At 40.0% G+C, this 17,438-nt stretch carries 15 protein-coding genes; 3 read left to right on the top strand and 12 right to left on the bottom strand.

Going from position 1 to position 17,438, the window contains the following annotated elements; all coding sequences use genetic code 11:
- Positions 1–32: 32 nt before the first annotated feature.
- Positions 33–428, top strand: coding sequence for a VOC family protein (locus K1X61_08345; protein ID MBX7108638.1), 396 nt, complete (start codon positions 33–35; stop codon positions 426–428).
- Between the two features lie 99 nt (positions 429–527).
- On the opposite strand, the gene K1X61_08340 is transcribed toward K1X61_08345, so the two are convergent.
- The gene (locus K1X61_08340; protein ID MBX7108637.1) at positions 528–956 is read right to left on the bottom strand and encodes a cupin domain-containing protein; all 429 of its coding nucleotides are present in this window, start codon (positions 954–956) and stop codon (positions 528–530) included.
- Positions 957–1,215: 259 nt separating this feature from the next.
- Positions 1,216–2,571 (bottom strand): hypothetical protein, encoded by a 1,356-nt coding sequence (locus K1X61_08335; protein ID MBX7108636.1) that lies wholly within the window; start codon positions 2,569–2,571, stop codon positions 1,216–1,218.
- Positions 2,572–3,920: 1,349 nt separating this feature from the next.
- On the opposite strand from K1X61_08335, the gene K1X61_08330 reads away from it, so the two are divergent.
- Positions 3,921–5,096, top strand: a complete 1,176-nt coding sequence (locus K1X61_08330) for an alpha/beta hydrolase (GenBank protein MBX7108635.1) — start codon at positions 3,921–3,923, stop codon at positions 5,094–5,096.
- 184 nt (positions 5,097–5,280) lie between these two features.
- On the opposite strand, the gene K1X61_08325 is transcribed toward K1X61_08330, so the two are convergent.
- Together K1X61_08325 and K1X61_08320 are read right to left on the bottom strand one after the other, a co-directional pair.
- Positions 5,281–6,015, bottom strand: coding sequence for a LytTR family DNA-binding domain-containing protein (locus K1X61_08325; GenBank protein ID MBX7108634.1), 735 nt, complete (start codon positions 6,013–6,015; stop codon positions 5,281–5,283).
- A complete protein-coding gene (locus tag K1X61_08320; GenBank protein MBX7108633.1) occupies positions 6,002–7,021 on the bottom strand; it encodes a sensor histidine kinase in 1,020 nt (339 codons plus the stop codon). The genes K1X61_08325 and K1X61_08320 overlap by 14 nt, the downstream gene beginning before the upstream one ends.
- A gap of 253 nt (positions 7,022–7,274) precedes the next feature.
- Here K1X61_08320 and K1X61_08315 point away from each other — a divergent pair, with 253 nt between their 5' ends.
- Positions 7,275–9,128 (top strand): agmatine deiminase family protein, encoded by a 1,854-nt coding sequence (locus K1X61_08315; protein ID MBX7108632.1) that lies wholly within the window; start codon positions 7,275–7,277, stop codon positions 9,126–9,128.
- A gap of 118 nt (positions 9,129–9,246) precedes the next feature.
- On the opposite strand, the gene K1X61_08310 is transcribed toward K1X61_08315, so the two are convergent.
- The 8 genes from K1X61_08310 to K1X61_08275 all read right to left on the bottom strand — a co-directional run bounded on the left by K1X61_08310 (position 9,247) and on the right by K1X61_08275 (position 17,436).
- Positions 9,247–10,038 (bottom strand): hypothetical protein, encoded by a 792-nt coding sequence (locus tag K1X61_08310; protein ID MBX7108631.1) that lies wholly within the window; start codon positions 10,036–10,038, stop codon positions 9,247–9,249.
- Between the two features lie 93 nt (positions 10,039–10,131).
- A complete protein-coding gene (locus K1X61_08305) occupies positions 10,132–10,425 on the bottom strand; it encodes a hypothetical protein (GenBank protein MBX7108630.1) in 294 nt (97 codons plus the stop codon).
- Between the two features lie 15 nt (positions 10,426–10,440).
- Entirely contained in the window at positions 10,441–11,124 is a 684-nt protein-coding gene (locus K1X61_08300; protein MBX7108629.1) for a hypothetical protein, read from the bottom strand.
- Positions 11,125–11,204: 80 nt separating this feature from the next.
- Positions 11,205–11,426 (bottom strand): hypothetical protein, encoded by a 222-nt coding sequence (locus tag K1X61_08295; protein ID MBX7108628.1) that lies wholly within the window; start codon positions 11,424–11,426, stop codon positions 11,205–11,207.
- A 12-nt stretch (positions 11,427–11,438) separates the two neighbouring features.
- Positions 11,439–14,216, bottom strand: coding sequence for a DUF499 domain-containing protein (locus K1X61_08290; GenBank protein ID MBX7108627.1), 2,778 nt, complete (start codon positions 14,214–14,216; stop codon positions 11,439–11,441).
- Between the two features lie 2 nt (positions 14,217–14,218).
- Positions 14,219–15,199 carry a hypothetical protein gene (locus tag K1X61_08285; GenBank protein ID MBX7108626.1) on the bottom strand — a complete coding sequence of 327 codons (981 nt, stop codon included), beginning with the start codon at positions 15,197–15,199 and terminating at the stop codon, positions 14,219–14,221.
- On the bottom strand, positions 15,200–16,327 hold the full coding sequence (locus K1X61_08280) for a DUF3696 domain-containing protein (protein ID MBX7108625.1): 1,128 nt from the start codon (positions 16,325–16,327) through the stop codon (positions 15,200–15,202).
- The gene (locus tag K1X61_08275; GenBank protein ID MBX7108624.1) at positions 16,324–17,436 is read right to left on the bottom strand and encodes a DUF262 domain-containing protein; all 1,113 of its coding nucleotides are present in this window, start codon (positions 17,434–17,436) and stop codon (positions 16,324–16,326) included. The genes K1X61_08280 and K1X61_08275 overlap by 4 nt, the downstream gene beginning before the upstream one ends.
- Between the last annotated feature and the right edge of the window lie 2 nt (positions 17,437–17,438).

Genomic DNA, 17,438 nt, shown 5'->3' with positions numbered 1-17,438 from the left:
GATCACATTTCACTCAAACAAAAGTTAGTAACATGAAAACAAATCCGGTAGTACACTTTGAAATGCCTTATGAAGACAATGAGCGCCTGCAGAAGTTTTATTCACAGGCTTTCGGCTGGAATATGCAATCAGCAGGCCCTGAAATGGGAGATTATATTTTAGCAGGAACTGCTGAAACGGATGAAAATGGAATGGTAAAAACGCCTGGTACCATCAATGGCGGTTTCTTCAAAAAAAGTGATGCTCCCGGCTCCGGTACTTCGGTTGTGATTGCTGTGGAAGATATCAACGCTGCTATGAAGGATATTACGGATGCAGGCGGAAAGATTGAAGGCGAACCCATGGAAATTCCGGGTATCGGTCATTGGGTAGTGTTCCTTGATTCTGAAGGAAACCGTGTGAGCATTTTGCAGCCGATGCGTATGTGAGAATGAGGTTGCTGCAAATGCAGCGCTGTTGTTCTGAGCGCATGGTTGCCGGTAACATGAATCAGGTTCCGGATTTTTAATACTGAGCCTGAGAGGGCGTTACTGTATCGGAGCATCCATATGAGCACTATTATATTCTTCATCAGTTACAGCAGTTAACCAATTTACTCCGCCTTCTTTTGAATTATTGGTGATTGCAAGATGCGTTAAGCTGCTTTTGTTAGTTGCTCCATGCCAGTGTTCAACATCCGATGGAATAACAACAACATCACCTTTCCTGATTGGCCGTGCAGGTTTTCCTCTTTCCTGGTAATAGCCTTCACCATCAAAGATCAATAAAATTTGACCGGCAGGATGCGTATGCCAGTAGTTCCTGCTGCCGGCTTCAAACACCACATTGCCGATTGTATAGCTTCCTGTTTCATCTTTAGGAACTAATATATTCAGCCATGCAGCGCCGGTGAAATATGCTGCCGGAGCAGGCGTACCTTTTGGGAATATTGCATTTTCATTTTCTAAATGGTTCATCGGCGTCTTGTTTTATGGCAGGAAGCTTTCACTACTGGTTGCACCGGTTAAAGATGCTGTTTTAATCATAAATAATATTTGACATCGCTATGCTGCAAAAGTTCATCTGCACTTGCTTTTTCTTTTGTTATTTCCTTTTTGTCGGGTGTTGCTCCTGATCACGACTAAGGCGCATGAATGAACCTCCCTGTCGCAACAGCGCTCAGTGCACATTTATCAACTTAGGCGGACGGTTGTAATAATGTTGGTCGAGGCATATTTATTTCTCCTTTTCGCTGCGTTTTAACGGTGTTCCATTCAGAATCCTCATGTACGCATAAATTCCCGCCGTCCATCCGATCATCGGCGGCGTTTTATATTCTTCCTTCACATTCACATTTCCTTCCACGGCATTATACTTTTCCCACAGTGTGCCGGTTGAATTATAGACGGTATTCACCGTATGCACATATTTCGAACGGATGCGCCTGGCATCTTTTTCAAAGTTATATTTTGAAAGTGCTTCGGCCAGGATCAATGCATGCGGCGGCCAGCTATTCGGATAATCCCACTGATAGATGAAATCATGCGTCGCCGGTTCGCAGGGCACCACGCCATATCCGAATTCATATTGTATTAAATGTTCCTGCACGCGCTTCGCCTGATCCATGGATGCGCATCCGGCCCATAACGGTTGAAACGTTGCAAAAGAAGTGACAGCTGAAGGCCGTTTATTTTTCATATCGTAATCCAGATACAGGCCACGGGCTTCATTCCATAAAAGCGCATCGATCCGTTTCTTTCTTGCAGCAGCGCGGTCGGCCCATAATGCGCTTTCCCCGTTTTCCAGTATGCCGGCAAAACCGGACATCGTTACTTCGTACAGGAAAAGATTACTGTTAAGATCCACCGGGATAAAATCAGCACAGCGTCCCTCAAATCTTGGTGTAAAATCATAACCTGCCTCCGCTTCAGCCAGGCGGTGGCCTGCTATGGAAATTTTTTCTTCAGCAGTGGTGGCATTCAATGGCAAACGGACTTTTTTCAGATGCTCATAAAAATCCGCCAGGTATTCCGGTGTGGCATCATGATGATGCCGGGATAATCCGTAAGTCGTGCTTCTTCTTGTAATCCAGAAATCATATTCTTTACTGATGAGCGGGTAAGCGGTTTTCAGCCATTCCTTATTTCGCGTTTTATCATAGATGTCTTGTACCATCATGCACAGGTAAGGAGGCTGCGAACGATTGGTCATATCAAGCCGGTTGCTGTTCGGCACGAATCCAAGACGGTCAACCAGGAAGAGTACATTGTTCACATTGTTTGTTGCCTGTTGTATGTCGCCCAGGGCAATCAGTCCGCGATTCAGAAAATAAGTATCGTAGTAAAACAGGTTTTGGAAATGAACACTGATGCACGGCACATTGAAAGCATACGGAAGCGGGATGCTTTTTCCCAAAGGATCAACATCGGTAGCTGGCCGCAATGTTTTCCCGATTGAACCCCTGATATATTGTAAAACGGGATCAGTTGGTTGTACATCGCTACTTCGAGCGGAAGATCCAAAAGGAACAAACAGGACGCCTGCAACGGATGTAAGACGTAGAAATTCTTTTCGGCTCAGCTTATGTTTCATTACTGGAGCAAGGCAGGGTTTGTACAAATGTAATCGGGAATTCAGTAACTATGATCAGTAAGCAGGTTCAATTTCAATTTGAAACCGGGCCTTTGGGTCTATGGTTTTGTGATCATGCCAAATCACCTGCATATGCTATGGCGTTTGCGGGAAGGATTTATGCAAGAAAAAGTTCAACGCGAAGGAATCAAATCATGTACATAAAACTGACTAGTCATCCGGCAACGCTGCGCTTTGCTTCGTTCAGGTGCTTAACAGCAATGAACAAGTTATCTCTAACTCAGAGATTTTACGTCAGTAGATAAACTTAAAGTAATTATGCAACGCTATGTATGGATGATTAATGACGAACATCAAACAACTTATGACAAAGACTTCTAACCGTTGTGCTTTTAATGAGGAATTGCACGAACGCATAACAGCACTTGCAAGCAATGGACGGTTCAGTGATTAATTAATGCTTTGTGCTTCATGTCAAGTTCAGCACTGGCTGACATTTTTACGCTTCGAAATCTCCAGCTTCCTGTAACAGCCAACCGTTAGTGGCAAGTTTAACTCATACTCAGCCACCATCGCTTAAACAACAACAGACATTGAAAAAAAACCTTAATAATATTGCTCCTGCTGACGCACGGACTTTGCTTCGGACAAAGCGTTGACCAAGACACGGTTTTCATTTGAAGCAAACAATTGACGGTGAACTGCAAGCTGTTTTTATTGATCACAACAAAGCCAGCAAAGCTTACGACAAAATATCCCACTGCAACTTTCAGTATTCGGACAATGTGCGCTAAAAGTATGCAACCGACTATTTCAAGAGGCATCAACTTTCATGGACAAGAACAGCACTCTTAATACCTTTGACAAACCGGGGACACCTGAATAATACAAGGGTAAGTTTTACGCTTACCATCCTTGCGACTTTTTGTTTGATTTCCGACCATGAAAGGAAAATCGTTATTCAGAGTGTGGATGAGAAAAAGGGGATTGCGGTTTTTGAGCTTATAAGAAACGTGACAGGCAAAAAATGTTATTTCATGATAGCTACCAGCAAAATAATAAGTACACCAGGTTTTGTAAATCATTGCCTTGTACAAAATCAATCAGTGTTTGAGTTTGACAACATCGACTTTTGTACGATCTTGACGACTAAAAAAAAAAACCGCAAACAGGGCCTTAGCGATAGCGGGCGGAATGTGTGTACCGATAAAATCGAGACAGGTAATTGAAGTGTTGTGCTTCTATGTTATTCCGATTGTTATCGGGATGCTTGCCGACAGTTTAATGCTTCGTAATGCATGCCATCGCCAGCCAGCCAGCCGTTGGCGGTCAATTTAATAAAGAGCTGAATGACCAAAGGAATCATCTGTTTCTTAATAATATTTCTGCAGAGTTTTGCAATTAATGCGCAAAGCAATTTGTATGATTTTATTACACTCGGCGATTATCAGGTTGGGTTCACGGATACGATTGTATTCGATACAAAATATCAATATGAAGCATTCGATTATGTGGGAATGAAACCACACTTCATTCAAATCTGGTATCCGTTAGAAGAACGGGTATCGAATCCGGATTATGTAAGATTTAAAGATTTCTATGACTGGGCGGAAACTGACAGGTTATCTAACATTCAAAAAGAATTAAAGCGAAGCTATAAGGAAGCTGTAACCAGAGATTTTATTGAGCAGAACGTAGCATCTGGCGAGGCAAACAATTTCGGAAAATTCAGTTATGCCGATATACTCAATTTGATCGGAGAAACAAGGACTAAAAGTATTATGCACAATGCTTTTAATGCCTCCCGTTTTCCTGTTATTTTATACCATCACGGCGCACAAAGTTTCCCTTTTGAGAACTTTGTGATGGCTGAATATTTTGCTTCGCACGGATTCATTTTTGTTTCAGCCAGCTTTCATTTGCCTTTTGAGAATACAATATTTGGACTTAAACCTTTCGACAAGATAATTGAAGATGAAGAGGAGCAAAGTCTTAAATCTGTTCTGAAATTTGCCAGAACGCTGACCAACGCTAAATCGGTTTTTTTCATCGGGCATAGCTGGGGTGCACAAATGGGGTTACGAACATTTGACAATGACACGACTATTAAAGCACTTATTTCATTAGAAACAACCATTGAATTTAAAACGGACCAGGATAAAATTAAAGAAATGTGGCCGGAGGTATTCCAAAAAGTGATTACCGAAAAGGCGCGTTATCCTTTTCCAATCTTATTTTGTGCTGCTACCGGGCAAGCAGAACCTTTTGCATTTTTCGAAAACATCAATGCCTCTAGCGTTGTTTTTTGCTCTACGAAAAATGAGTTTGAGCATAATGCCTATGTATCCTCTTTTTATCTACGGATGCTAATTGATAACAGCGTGAATCAGCCGGATATGGAAATTCTTCAAGACAGGTTGTTACTTTATAGTAAACACTTAGAATTGATTAATGAATTCATTGCAGAAATACTTGAAGGTGAAACTAAGTCCAAAAGTGAAGTAAAATTTGTGAAGGAAGAATAAAACCGACCCGCTAACACGGTTTTTGCGTCACTTGTAATCGCCACCACTGAATCTGACAGGAAGTGGTTTTCTTTTGAGCATTGTGGAAAACACGAAAAGCGTTTGCCACATCGTAACAGGTAATCAGTTTCCGGTTGTCGGTTATGAGCATCTCATTTTTTCAAAGACTACAGCATCAGGTAGTTTACCAGCCTAACCCTTTCTTTTTCACTATTTCTAAAAATGAGTCCCGCTGTCCTTTGCTTAGCGGCAAATGGTGTTTACCAATATGAACCATATTGCCTTCAATGCTGTCAATTTTATTCAGGTTCACGATATATGATCTGTGGATGCGCGTAAAGTGCCTGACGGGAAGTGACGATTCCAGTTGGCTCATAGATACAAGCGTGATGATACGGCCTGATTCAGTATAAATGCAAACATACTTTTGCAAGGCTTCTATAAAAAGCGTTTCTGCATAATCTACCCTGACTATTTTATGATCCGACTTCACAAAAAAATAGTTGCCTTGTTCTTCAGTAAAGTTCGTTGATTCAGGCGGCAAGTGAACTGCGCCGCGATCAAGCTGCTCCGCCGCTTTCGATACTGCCTGGAAAAAACGATCAAACTCAATCGGTTTGAGAAGGTAGTCAGCTACTTCAAGTTCATAACTTTCAATGGCATGTTCGGAATAGGCAGTGGTAAGAACAATCGCCGGCCTTCTTTTCAGCATTCGTATGAGTTCGAGTCCGGTGAGGTTGGGCATCTGGATATCCAGAAAAAGAATATCAGGCTGGTATTTTTCAAGTGCAATTTTGGTATCGATTGCATTGGTGCAGGTAGTGACTATTTCAAGGTTCGGAATTTTCTCAATGTGCGCAGTGATCAATTCCCTGGCCAGGGTTTCGTCATCTGCCACAACACATCTATATTTTTCCATTCTTTCTTAATTGTAAATTTAGTTGCACACTAAAAATTCCATTTTCATGCTTTACAGTTAATGTATGGCATCTTGGATAGAATAGTTCGAGTTGCCTTCGAACGTTTTGTAAACCGATTCCCCCCTGATCATCAGTTACGGTAGTATCAGCAGCGCTATTTTCAGAGGAAAAAGAAAGTTTCCCCTCGCTGTTGATATTGCTATGGATTTTGATCCAGCTGTCTTCATCGTGGTCGATCCTGCTGTGCTTGAAGGCATTTTCCACAAAATTAATCAGCAGCATCGGCGCTATTTTCCATTCTGCCGGATTTCCTTCGGTATAAAAATCCACGTTGTTGGAGATGGGCTTCCGGAGTAACTGCAATTCTATATATTGCCTGAGTGTCTCCGTTTCTTTTTTCAGAAAAATCTGCCATTCTCCCCCTTCATACAAAACATAGCGCAGTAATGTGGATAGTTTGGCAACCATGGGCGCTGTGCTGTCATCTTTCCGGAGAGCGAGCGTATAGATATTGTTCAACGTATTGAAAATAAAATGCGGGCTGATCTGCGACCGGAGGAAATTCAGTTCGGCTTCCAGTTTCTCGTTTTTCCAGGCCAGTTGCTGTTCATGTTCCAATCGCCATTGTTTAAAATACCAATAGAGGAACGAGATAAGTAGAAAAAGGGAAGTATTGATCACCATCGAAAAAACATTTCTCCACCCCTCAAAGTCATAGAAATATTTTTCTAAACCACTTATGCGCAGGAGCAAAACATACACTGCCACAGTGGAAACGATGGAAGCAATGTAAAGCAATGCATGTTTTCGTTTTAATAATAGCGGAATCAGCAGCAGCAGGTTCAAATAAACGATTACAGCATAAGTAAATACTTCCATGCCGGTAGCCAGGATGGCCTGTCCCCAATTATTTTCAACAAAATGATAATCGAATACAAAGAGCCACATAAAAAGCCAGAAGGCTGCATGTTCAAGCACTTTTAATTTTCCAGAATGAATCTGCATTTAAATTGCTGATGGAAATAATGGAAGTGCATAGTTATGTTTTATATTTCACCTGAACTCATCTTTTACTTCAATGCTATGTAATTTTCCTCCGGGGCCTATTTTCAGGGAACGAACAGAAGATAAAATCTGACATTCATTTCATGCCCGATAACCTTTCAGTCATACCGGATATAGGAAACTTGGGTGAAAAATGTTTTTACAGCCATCAAGAAAGCATTCTTTTGTTTCATTAACATAAAAACCACAACGCATGAATGTCATGAAATATTTACCAAAGGTCCTGCTGATTGCAGGCATACTGATTTTTATGAGTAGCTTATTATCTGCACAGCAATACACGAGAGGAGCGGATTGGGACGAGCATGAGGGAACCTGGCTGGCATGGCCGCATGATTCTACTTATGGGCCCGGAAACAGGGCATTTTTTGAGTCTGCCTGGGTTGAAATGACCAGGGAATTGGTGAAATCTGAAAACGTGCATATTGTTTCTTATAGCCAGGCAGAGGTGGATCACACGGTGGAGTTACTCACTGCTTCAGGAATAGCGCTTGATAAAATTGACTTTTTCATTCACCCCACCGATGATTATTGGATCAGGGATAACGGCCCCATCTTCGTTAAGGATGAACAGGGAAACCTGGTTATTGGCGATTGGAAGTTTGATGGCTGGGGAAATGACTGGCCTTATTTGCTCGATGATCAGATACCCTCTCTGATCGGAGCAGATATTGACAAAACAGTGCTGGATTTAAGTGCAATGGTGCTGGAAGGTGGTGCCATTGAAGTGGATGGCAACGGAACTTTGCTTGCCACTAAAAGTTCTATCACCGGCGATCATAGAAACGATGGCCTCACACTGTCACAGGTGGAAGATTACCTTACCACTTACCTCGGTGTGTCGAATATTGTCTGGCTGGAAGGAAAGTATGGCGGGAGCTTTGATGTTACCGACTCGCACATTGATGGCTTCGCGAAATTTCTGGATACCTCGACAATTGTTACCATGAATTCGACTGATCTTGCCTATTGGTTTGTAAGCTCAGCCGACAGAAATATTTTATACAACATGACAAATGCTAATGGCAATCAATACAACTACGTGTACCTGCCGTTGACAAAAAAAGTGGTGAAAACAACGGACGGAGTTTCAACCGGATCAAAAGGATCTTATGTAAATTACTATGAAGGAAACACGGTGGTGCTGGTACCTACTTATGCGGATGACAATGATGATGATGCAATTGCAATTATCCAGGGATTGTATCCTGCAAAAGAAGTAGTAGGTATTGATTGCAGGAATATGTTTTCCGTTGGCGGCATGGTACATTGCGTTACGCAGCAGCAACCCATGGCCGTTGCATCCTGTTCACTGGTGGCTTCTACAAATCCAACCGGTACGGTGACGGCATGCAAGGGAACCGATGTGATCCTTACCTGCGAAGATACCGGAGTCGGTATAACCTATCAATGGAGAAAGGATGGGAATGCTGTTTCCGGCGCAACCTCAAAAACCTATACCAATTCAAAAGAGGAAGCAGGTTTTGATGTGGTGGTTTCCCTTGGCGACAACTGCAGCAGCATTTCGCCGGTTGTATACATAGATCGGCTTTCCAAACCTGCGGCCAGCATCACGCCGCAGGGAAACCTTGATATCTGTAATATTGGTTCAGTAGATCTCCAGGCAAATGCAGGCAGCAACTTCCAGTATCAGTGGAAAAAGAACAGTGCCAATATTAGCGGCGCCACCAATCAATTATACACTGCAACAGTAACGGGGAATTACAAAGTCGTAGTCACTAATAAAAAGGGATGTTCGAAGACTTCAAAAGAGACGGTTGTTACTTCATCCTGCAGAACAGGTACCACTAAAGCATTAGCGGAATTTGCCGTGTATCCGAACCCGGCTGCAGATTTCATAACAGTAGCAGTACCTTTTGAAACAGGGATGCTCAGCATCTCCAATTCCGTTGGAGTAATCGTGATGGAACAAACGGTAAGTAAACAACTTCAACAGTTTGATGTTTCGAATCTTGTTCCGGGTTTATATGTGATCAGGATTGTTTCAGGTGATCTGATACAAACAAGAAGGCTGGTGAAAGAGTGAGATAAATTTCTGTTACCATTTGATTTATTAAAACCAGCCGCTGCAATGTGGCTGGTTTTATTTTAAGCCGGATGGCTGTCCGTTTTATTTTCAAAAAAACAGTGATTCATTGCTGCAATTATGTCGTCCCTTTACTTAAACTTAAAAGAGCATAAGCCGGATCTAAATCCGTAGCATTCACGAGAATTACATTCGAATTATCTTTATGGGTGCAATTGCATCCTGGTCCTCCAAACCATTTCCAATTATTATGATGACAAACAATAAATTGGGTTCCGTCTAAAACTATAACATACTTGTCGTCCACCACGTGACTTGGATTATTACAAAAACCTAAAAAAGACTCCATATAACAAGTTTTACCTTTAAATGGCAATGCCAATACAGGCTTAATAAAGTTTTTTTCGTTATCGATTACAGTATATTGGTAATTATTGGTATTATTCGCGCGAAGCATATTATGCAAATTAGGTGTTACAAGCTGGCCTTCAATTTCAAGAAGGTTTCTACCACCAAAAAATTCAAGATGATAGGATTTTGTGACATCGAATGTAATTCCCCCAAATATGAATCTAACGATTCCTACGATCGTCCCAAAACTCACATTGTCGGGAACTTTGTAACCGACTTTTAATGTATGTTCGGTAGAGCTTTGAAAACTACTTTCGAAAGAAGTGGTGAATTCAGTTTCTGATGAGACATTGTAGGAAGCGTTTCCTCCGATCCCATCAATCAATACACCAACCGATTTAGTCATGCCAATTTTAAAAAGCTCTCTGAATGAAGTTGTAAATTTCTGCGAAACGTTGGTTTTGACTGATGTTACCTCTTCAATTGTCTGTCCTGATAAATACCCTGAAGGGATGTAATCAAAGTAAATATTGGAAGGTTTAATGAGTTGGATATTCATAAAATGAATTTAAAGGGTTACAATAAAATTGTCAGCGTTCGCTTTAATACTAACAAATCTACCTTATTAATTCAGTAAACGAAATATAATTTCTCAGCAACCGTGTCTCGCTTTTCTCCGGCCGGGCGTTTTCCCCCGTCCTGTATCCATTGCGTGGATGCCTTCGTACAACAATATTTCTTTGATGCGGTGGTAAATGCTGTTCCTCTTGGGGTCTTTCTCCCACTTTGGAACAGGGCTGATGTACACAGCAAAATATTTTGTATCGGGTAATCGGTCTTTATTCTTGATTGCTTTTTGGACTACTGAAACTGCATCATCAATGTTATCAAATGAAATGCTGCCCTTCTCTTCCAATTCAAATGGCTGACTGATGAAATCTTCCATTTTAGGAAAAGGATACTAGCCGTTGTAGCCATCTTTGAAATATTGCCAAATATTCTTTACTGCATGTTCCCTGTCGGGCTTATGGTAAATGAAAAAGAACTTTACATTGCTTGGCTTGGGAACCGGCTTGTATGGCTTCAATCGTTTTAAATCCCTCTTGGGTTCAACACCTACACCATTGCCAAATTGCAATTCATTGGATGTGCCGTTGATGCGTTGCACCGACAAACCGTTAGGTTTGAAAAATCCGTCCGCTGAAAGCGGCAGGATTGCTGTGAAAGCATCTGTATTCAGGTAATTATTATAAAAGTCATTAAGTAGGGTGAAATACTTGGGATAACGGTTTTTGAAATCCGGCACATCAAAAGCAATATCGAAGTGAGGCTTTAATGTGTTGCTCACTACCGGATAGTTTTTTTCATGGTTGAGCTTCTGTTCATCGGTAAGGTATTTCCATCGGTTCAATTCACCGTTGCAGTTTATCCAGTTGTATAGCTCCGTTTTAAAGTTGTGAATTTCGGCTATGCTTTTATTCAGCACTTTGGTAGTGCCATCAAATGAAACAACCAATTCGGGACCTTCGGTAACTCTGTTGTGCTGTACTTTTAGTGTAAACTGATTGTACACTTTGAATTTTGTACTGCTTGCTTTTGTATTGTGAAACCAAACTTCAATTTCATTGGTGAAGTTCTTCCGCATGATGTCCGCAACTCCTTTGAAGTGAGTTCGGATTAAATGCCTGTAATAGTGCTGGGCAAAGTATTTACATTCATTGAGGTTTACCGAAATGATAATGGCGTTTTCTTTTGCAGGTGCAAAGTCTGTATAAAGCCAGTTTCCATAATGCAGTTCGCTTTCATCAACCAATCCTTCAATTGCCCGTTTAAATCGTCTTTGTGTATAGGGCAATAGCCATCCTGCTTTGCCGTGTAAAAAGCAAATTCAGCTTCCTCAACGGGAGCTGCAAAAGGGATGATATTTAGTTGAATTTCTTGCTGCATCTACATATTTTTTTATATTTCTTCGTCAAATTTTAACCCTAACTGTTTTGCTGCCTCCTTTGCTGATTTGTATTGCTGTTTGCTCTCATCAATGGGGCTGCCTGTATTGGATTTGATTTTGAAGTTTACTTCTATTTCGATTTTATTACCACTCATTGCGAATGGTGTAATGAAGTAGTTGAATAATTCGGTGTAGCGTTCCAAAGGCACATTACCTGAAACAGTGATTGATTTAAACTTTCTTGAAGTGCCTGTTTCGTCTGTACCATCTTTGGTTGGTGTAACAGGATCTTCGTTTACCTGCGGAAGTGGTGTAACCACTTCGCCTTTATCGTTTATTACAGGTGCTGTGGGTTGCTGTGGCTGTGGTTTTAAACTCTTATCTACTAACCAATAAGTAATATCATTAACATCGAAAAACGGAACTGATTCCTGAAAGAAAAACCTTGTGTAAGTGCTTCCATCGCCTGTGGCTATGCAATACTCACCATTGGTGCAATATTTCTGAATGCTTTTTGAAACAGCTTCGGGACCGGTTATCATTGGTTTATCATCAAAGCGAAGGAATGCTTCAAAAACATCTTTGGCTTTAATGGCTTGCTCCAGTGTTGGCAAAAGATTGTTGTTCTTTAGGGTGCTTAGTCCAACTGATTCCAACAACCATTCTTCTTCTTTAAGTGCTGCTATTACATTGTTGTTTATCTGTGTTTCCAGGCTGTCTTTAAATTGTTTTATAACCAAAGTTTCGATACCGCTTTTTACAGAATATTTTGCTACCAATGAATAAGCAGAAACTAACGAAATATCGGATTGCTTGCTTGCTTCTTCAATTCTTCTTCTAATGTCGATTTTCTGTTCGTTGTTCAGTTGTGAACTATATTCTGAATTGATTTTATGACAAGCCAAATAGTTTTTTATATCATCTTGCAATTTGCCAATACCCATTTCTGAACAAAGCAAAAACAACATGGTGTTGCGGTAAATTCTTTCGCTGTTTCCCTTTTTAGTGGCCAGCTTTTCAATGATGGGTTTGGTCTTGCCATTTACCTCGGTTGGATTGGCTAAATACTGTGGGCTTAGAATAACCAATGTGGGTTTCATTTGCTCAGGTATATCCTCCGATGGGTTAACCAATGTATTAAACAACTGAATGCCTCTTGATTTTTCAATTACTCTTCTCAGTATTTCGGCAGTGATGTCGGGGTTTTTAATGTCGCCTTTAGCCTGGTTAATGAGAATGTTTACGTTTGGTGTAGTATCAAACCAATATCTTTTTATTCCGGTGCTGCTGTAATAGAGGTAATGTGCATTGCCTTCCATTCTGTCCATTGCACCGTTAATGTCGTTATGGTTGAAACCGTCAGGCTTCACCATGCAGAGTTTTATTTCATCAATGCCAACTCCTTTGTTTTGTCCTTTACTGCCGAAAGTGCCTAATAGGACTGTAGCTGCAATGCCTTGTGTAAGATTGTATTTTCCAAGTGCCTTTACATCATTGTCAATACGGAAAGCATTAGATGAAGTGCCGGAGACATCTGCACCGATAACTGAATCCCAACTTGCTCCATTTAAAATTGTAATCTGGCTGGTTAATGCTTCAACGTTTGAAAGCATTACATCGGAGGTGTGAATTAAATACTGGCTTCCGGTTAATGATGTTTGTCTTTTCCAAAGGTCGGATACGATGGCTGCCAATATTCTTAAAACGCCTCTTGTTCTTTGAAAGAATGGATTGCTTGCCCAACGTAGGCGGAACATATCAATTAACTCGGGGTGGAAGGGATATGATTTTTTTAGTTTATCCCGGTACTCCGATTTAAGTGCATAGGAAGGAATTTCAGATAGCAAGGATTGGTATAAAACGGAGTAGGAAGAAATGATTTTTTCTATTTCATCTTCACTGCCCAAATCTTCAAACAACCTTCTGCGAACAACTTCAAATATTTCATCATCCTCCACCGGTTTCATATTAGCACCAACCCTTGTAATTCTATTTTCTAATGCAGTTAGAATTTGTGATGAAATAGGCGAAGCTGCTAACTCCTGGGCACTGGCTGGTAGCGTAGCTATCAGTACACAATTATCTGTGCCTGTAACTGCTTCGGTAAGCTCCTGCATAAAGCTAACCGTTTGGTCACTCAGGTTACTTGCTTCAACTTTCACAGCAGATGCACTTACGCAGTAATCTGCTAACTCGTCTATCAGTATTAAGCAAGGTTTGCACTGCTCCAATACATTCTTGAATAAGCCTTTGGGTGCAATTTGCTTCTCATCATTTACCCTGATTATTTCATAAGCTGCTGCACCGCCTAACTGGTAAGCCAGTTCGCCCCAAAGGGTACGGATGGTGAAACCATCTACTTTTCTACCTTGTGCCGGATCGTTGGTGGTGTTGGTGAATACAGCGATATGTGCTGATTCAAATTTTGGTTCACCTGTTGTTTCCAACAGTTCCTTCGTGTGTTCGCTTTTGATTGCTTTTTTACCCCACTTAGCCAAATGGTAAAGGGAAATAAGCGTATGTGTTTTACCGCCACCGAATCCGGTTTGTAAGCTGATAACACGGTTATCAGCATCCTGCCCGCCATTTAGCCCTTGTACTACTCTTTTGGCAATGTTTTTTAAACCTGCGGTGAAGTAGGTTTTCTGAAAGAACATTTCAGGACTTGTATAAATTTCTCTACCAGTGCCGGCTGCTACTTCTGCCAGGTTAGCGGCAAAGATGGATTCATCCAAGTGTCCATCCTGAATGTCTTTGTGTGGCCTTACATTTTTAAACCAAGGTTGCATATTTATTTTTTTAACTTTAAATCGTGATATCCCTTATTGTCTTTGCCTGTTTCTGAATCTCCCCTTGGGATATATTTTCCCGTTGCGAAATCAATTTCTCCAAGATGTCGTCCTTTATCATCATGGTGCTCAAATCTGCCGTAAGCATTTTTCATATCAACTGATAAGTAGGCATTCTTTAATTTCGATTCCGAAACATATACCATTCTAATTTGACCACTATTACTGTTGATCTTTGTAATTTCATTATCGAAACGCCAGCAATTTAATAGGGCAATTTTTTCGCCTACTTCCTTTAACTCTGAAATCTTTTCTTTTTTACCCTCTACACTTTGAGGAAACTCCATTTCAGCAATAACATTTCCTGTTTTATCATTCCATATTGGTTGCTCATATGGATTCCATTTTCCTTTGCCAAATACAATGTCACTTTTAATACTTACTAAAAATGGACGATGATTATCTATCTGACCAACTTGGTATAAATTCACAACACTAACCTTCTTTGATTTAGTCTTATCTGCATATTCAATAGAATATTCACAAGGCAATTGATCTACCTGAAAGTCATTTGTTGTTTGAAAACTAATAGCTGGCATTTGCAATAAATAGGCACCTGTTAACAATTGAGAATATAATGTTGAGTACTTCACTTCCACCCAAGTATTTTTATTCTCAATCTCTTTTAAGATTTCTGCCTCAACTTCATCCAATTGTGACCAAGTTCGATTTGCTAAAAAATCATAAATTACCTGTTTGTTTGAAAGATCAAATTCCTCTTCAGTAAAGGCCAGTAACTCATCAATTGAATGAGAGTTTGCAATTTTAGTACTTTGAAAATCATCAGGCACTTTTACAATTTCAATCGAATAATCATCTTTCAATATTGAAGAAATGTCAATTACTTCAGACAATAGTGGCCAAGATGGTTTGGTTTGACCAACCGGCAAATCCATGGATAAATTATTTAGATAAGCGTACATCTACTTGCTGATTAAGGTTTTTAAACTACGTTCCCATTCATCAAAAAAACCTGCTGGCCAGCCAGACATTTTACCGCTTGATAAAATATCAATAACCCGATGACTTTGTATTTCACCGTCATCCCCTTTTTCATTATAAAAAAAATGCACACCAACTTTACTATTCTCAATTTTGGCGAATATTTTGTCGCCTTTTACCATGACCCTGATTGCATTTAAAACATGGTCGCTATGGGTTTCAACAATTACCTGAACTCCATTCTGTGCAGCAAGGGCCAATAACTTTCCAATTTTTGACTGTGCAGAGGGATGTAAATGTGCCTCCGGATTTTCAATAATTAATAAATCACCTGGTTTTGCAATTAATGGTGCTAAAATGACCGGCAAGCTGAAACTGAAACCAAAACCCACCTGCAATGCAGAGAAATCTCCTCCCTGAAGCCCTTTTAGCTTAAAAGTCAGTTTTAAAGTTTCTTCATCTTGTTCGGAAACATTTGTACTTATACCTCGACCCAAGATTTCACCGACCCAAGCATTAAGATTCTCAAATAGGGAAAGATTTGCAGCGGATGGATGTTTTAAAGCAGGAATTCCAATGGATTCATCATTTTTTGTTGCATCAAATATATAGGCCGGTGTTAATTCACCTTGTATGCCAATTTTTGTGTTAAATACTCTCTTACTTTTTCTTGAATAATCTCTCCTCGGGCCAAATCTTTCTGCTGATAAATAAATGAAGTCTTTGCTAAAAAGTGCCTCTTTTTCATATTCACTATCACCAGAATACTTAACATCCAAATCGCTTTCCTTAACCTTGGAAGCATTTATTTCCCATTCGTACTTTTTACCGCTATCATTTTCCATTTTAATGGTTACATACTTTGGGTGAGCCTTTGCATAACAAAGATCACCAGCTGTTTCAAGATCAACATAGCTGAAATTATTCAGGCTGACCTTAGCTTTAGATTGTAAATAAGTGTTTTCATAGCTCTGTTTTAACAATAAAAGGCTCTGAATAACACTCGACTTACCCATGCCATTGATGCCTGTGAAAAGTGTTAATGGAGCAATTTTAAAAGGCTCATCAACAAAGCATTTGAAGTTCTTTAAATTGATAAAGTTTATCATTGTATAAATTCTTTTAAGAAATAATTCATTCGTTCAAACCTATTTTTAACAGCAGTCTTAGAACCTGTTGTGTCGGCAATTGCCTTGAACAACAATTCATCTTGTACCATATATTTTTTATACTCCGTTTGGAATGATTTTTTACTTGTAATAATCTTATTGTATGCAGACTCAGTAAGTTCACTGAAGTTCCATGACAGTGTATCAAAGAGTGCACGGTTTGGTTGTCTGCCAATAGTACCATCTTTATTTACTCGGTATAAAGCAAATTGGTCTAAAGAATTGTTTATCCTATTGCAACTGGTGATAAAACTGTTTTCCAGTTCAATTCTTTCGTTTGTGTCACGGTTATATAAATCCAGCATTGCTTCAGTTAAAAAAATATCCATCTTCGACATATACTCGGTGTAGCCGAATATTTTAAACGCAATAAACCGAGTTGCATATTCCCTATCATCCATTCTGCGGGGAGATACTTTTCCATTGGAAACCTTAATAAACTCCTTACTGTTTGCAAGTTTTTTGGTGAACTCTGCCGGAATACCTCTGCAAAAGGCATTTCTTATTTCCTGCCCTTTTAATTTCAACCCACCGGTGTTTATACGTTTAAAAATGTTGTACTTGACTTCAGGTGGAGTTCCCGGATTAATTACATATGCTTCCAATTCTGCATCCATAATTCTTGACCTTAAATAGCCAGGGATTTCATAAAAAAATTTACCATTACATTCTGCTACCAAATACTCTAATCCTGTGAGTTTAAAATTTGATTTGTTTTCGCCATCCACAAAACTCATAATTGTATGAAGCCTTTGAAGTCCATCTATTACCCTCCAAGGTTTTTGACCACCATCAAAATAGAATAACGGTATTGGTAGTTTAATCATTAAGGATTCAATGAATAGACTTTTCTGATCATTGCTCCACAAATCTCTGTTACGTTGCAAATCATCTTCACCCCAGATATCAATCCATGTATCTTCAAATATTCGTTTGCCATGAATCATATCTATCAATTCAGAAGTGCGAAAATGCTGTAAGCGGATGTTCACATCATCTGGATTGTATGGCAGCTCAGCCTTCTTTTTATAACTTGACTTTCTTATCATGA

Source organism: Chitinophagales bacterium, assembly GCA_019694975.1.
In the GTDB taxonomy this organism is placed as follows: domain Bacteria; phylum Bacteroidota; class Bacteroidia; order Chitinophagales; family UBA10324; genus JACCZZ01.
The sequence above is the reverse complement of the archived record's forward strand: the minus strand, read 5'-3'. Positions and strand labels throughout refer to the sequence as shown.

What these genes read in the sequence shown, in the direction of transcription:
- K1X61_08330 (MBX7108635.1), top strand. Translation starts at nt 3,921, where the DNA reads ATGACCAAAGGAATCATCTGTTTCTTAATAATATTTCTGCAGAGTTTT.
- K1X61_08335 (MBX7108636.1), bottom strand. Translation starts at nt 2,571, where the DNA reads ATGAAACATAAGCTGAGCCGAAAAGAATTTCTACGTCTTACATCCGTT.
- K1X61_08285 (MBX7108626.1), bottom strand. Translation starts at nt 15,199, where the DNA reads ATGTACGCTTATCTAAATAATTTATCCATGGATTTGCCGGTTGGTCAA.
- K1X61_08275 (MBX7108624.1), bottom strand. Translation starts at nt 17,436, where the DNA reads ATGATAAGAAAGTCAAGTTATAAAAAGAAGGCTGAGCTGCCATACAAT.
- K1X61_08290 (MBX7108627.1), bottom strand. Translation starts at nt 14,216, where the DNA reads ATGCAACCTTGGTTTAAAAATGTAAGGCCACACAAAGACATTCAGGAT.
- K1X61_08295 (MBX7108628.1), bottom strand. Translation starts at nt 11,426, where the DNA reads ATGCAGCAAGAAATTCAACTAAATATCATCCCTTTTGCAGCTCCCGTT.
- K1X61_08325 (MBX7108634.1), bottom strand. Translation starts at nt 6,015, where the DNA reads ATGGAAAAATATAGATGTGTTGTGGCAGATGACGAAACCCTGGCCAGG.
- K1X61_08280 (MBX7108625.1), bottom strand. Translation starts at nt 16,327, where the DNA reads ATGATAAACTTTATCAATTTAAAGAACTTCAAATGCTTTGTTGATGAG.
- K1X61_08345 (MBX7108638.1), top strand. Translation starts at nt 33, where the DNA reads ATGAAAACAAATCCGGTAGTACACTTTGAAATGCCTTATGAAGACAAT.
- K1X61_08305 (MBX7108630.1), bottom strand. Translation starts at nt 10,425, where the DNA reads ATGGAAGATTTCATCAGTCAGCCATTTGAATTGGAAGAGAAGGGCAGC.
- K1X61_08320 (MBX7108633.1), bottom strand. Translation starts at nt 7,021, where the DNA reads ATGCAGATTCATTCTGGAAAATTAAAAGTGCTTGAACATGCAGCCTTC.
- K1X61_08310 (MBX7108631.1), bottom strand. Translation starts at nt 10,038, where the DNA reads ATGAATATCCAACTCATTAAACCTTCCAATATTTACTTTGATTACATC.
- K1X61_08300 (MBX7108629.1), bottom strand. Translation starts at nt 11,124, where the DNA reads ATGCGGAAGAACTTCACCAATGAAATTGAAGTTTGGTTTCACAATACA.
- K1X61_08315 (MBX7108632.1), top strand. Translation starts at nt 7,275, where the DNA reads ATGAATGTCATGAAATATTTACCAAAGGTCCTGCTGATTGCAGGCATA.
- K1X61_08340 (MBX7108637.1), bottom strand. Translation starts at nt 956, where the DNA reads ATGAACCATTTAGAAAATGAAAATGCAATATTCCCAAAAGGTACGCCT.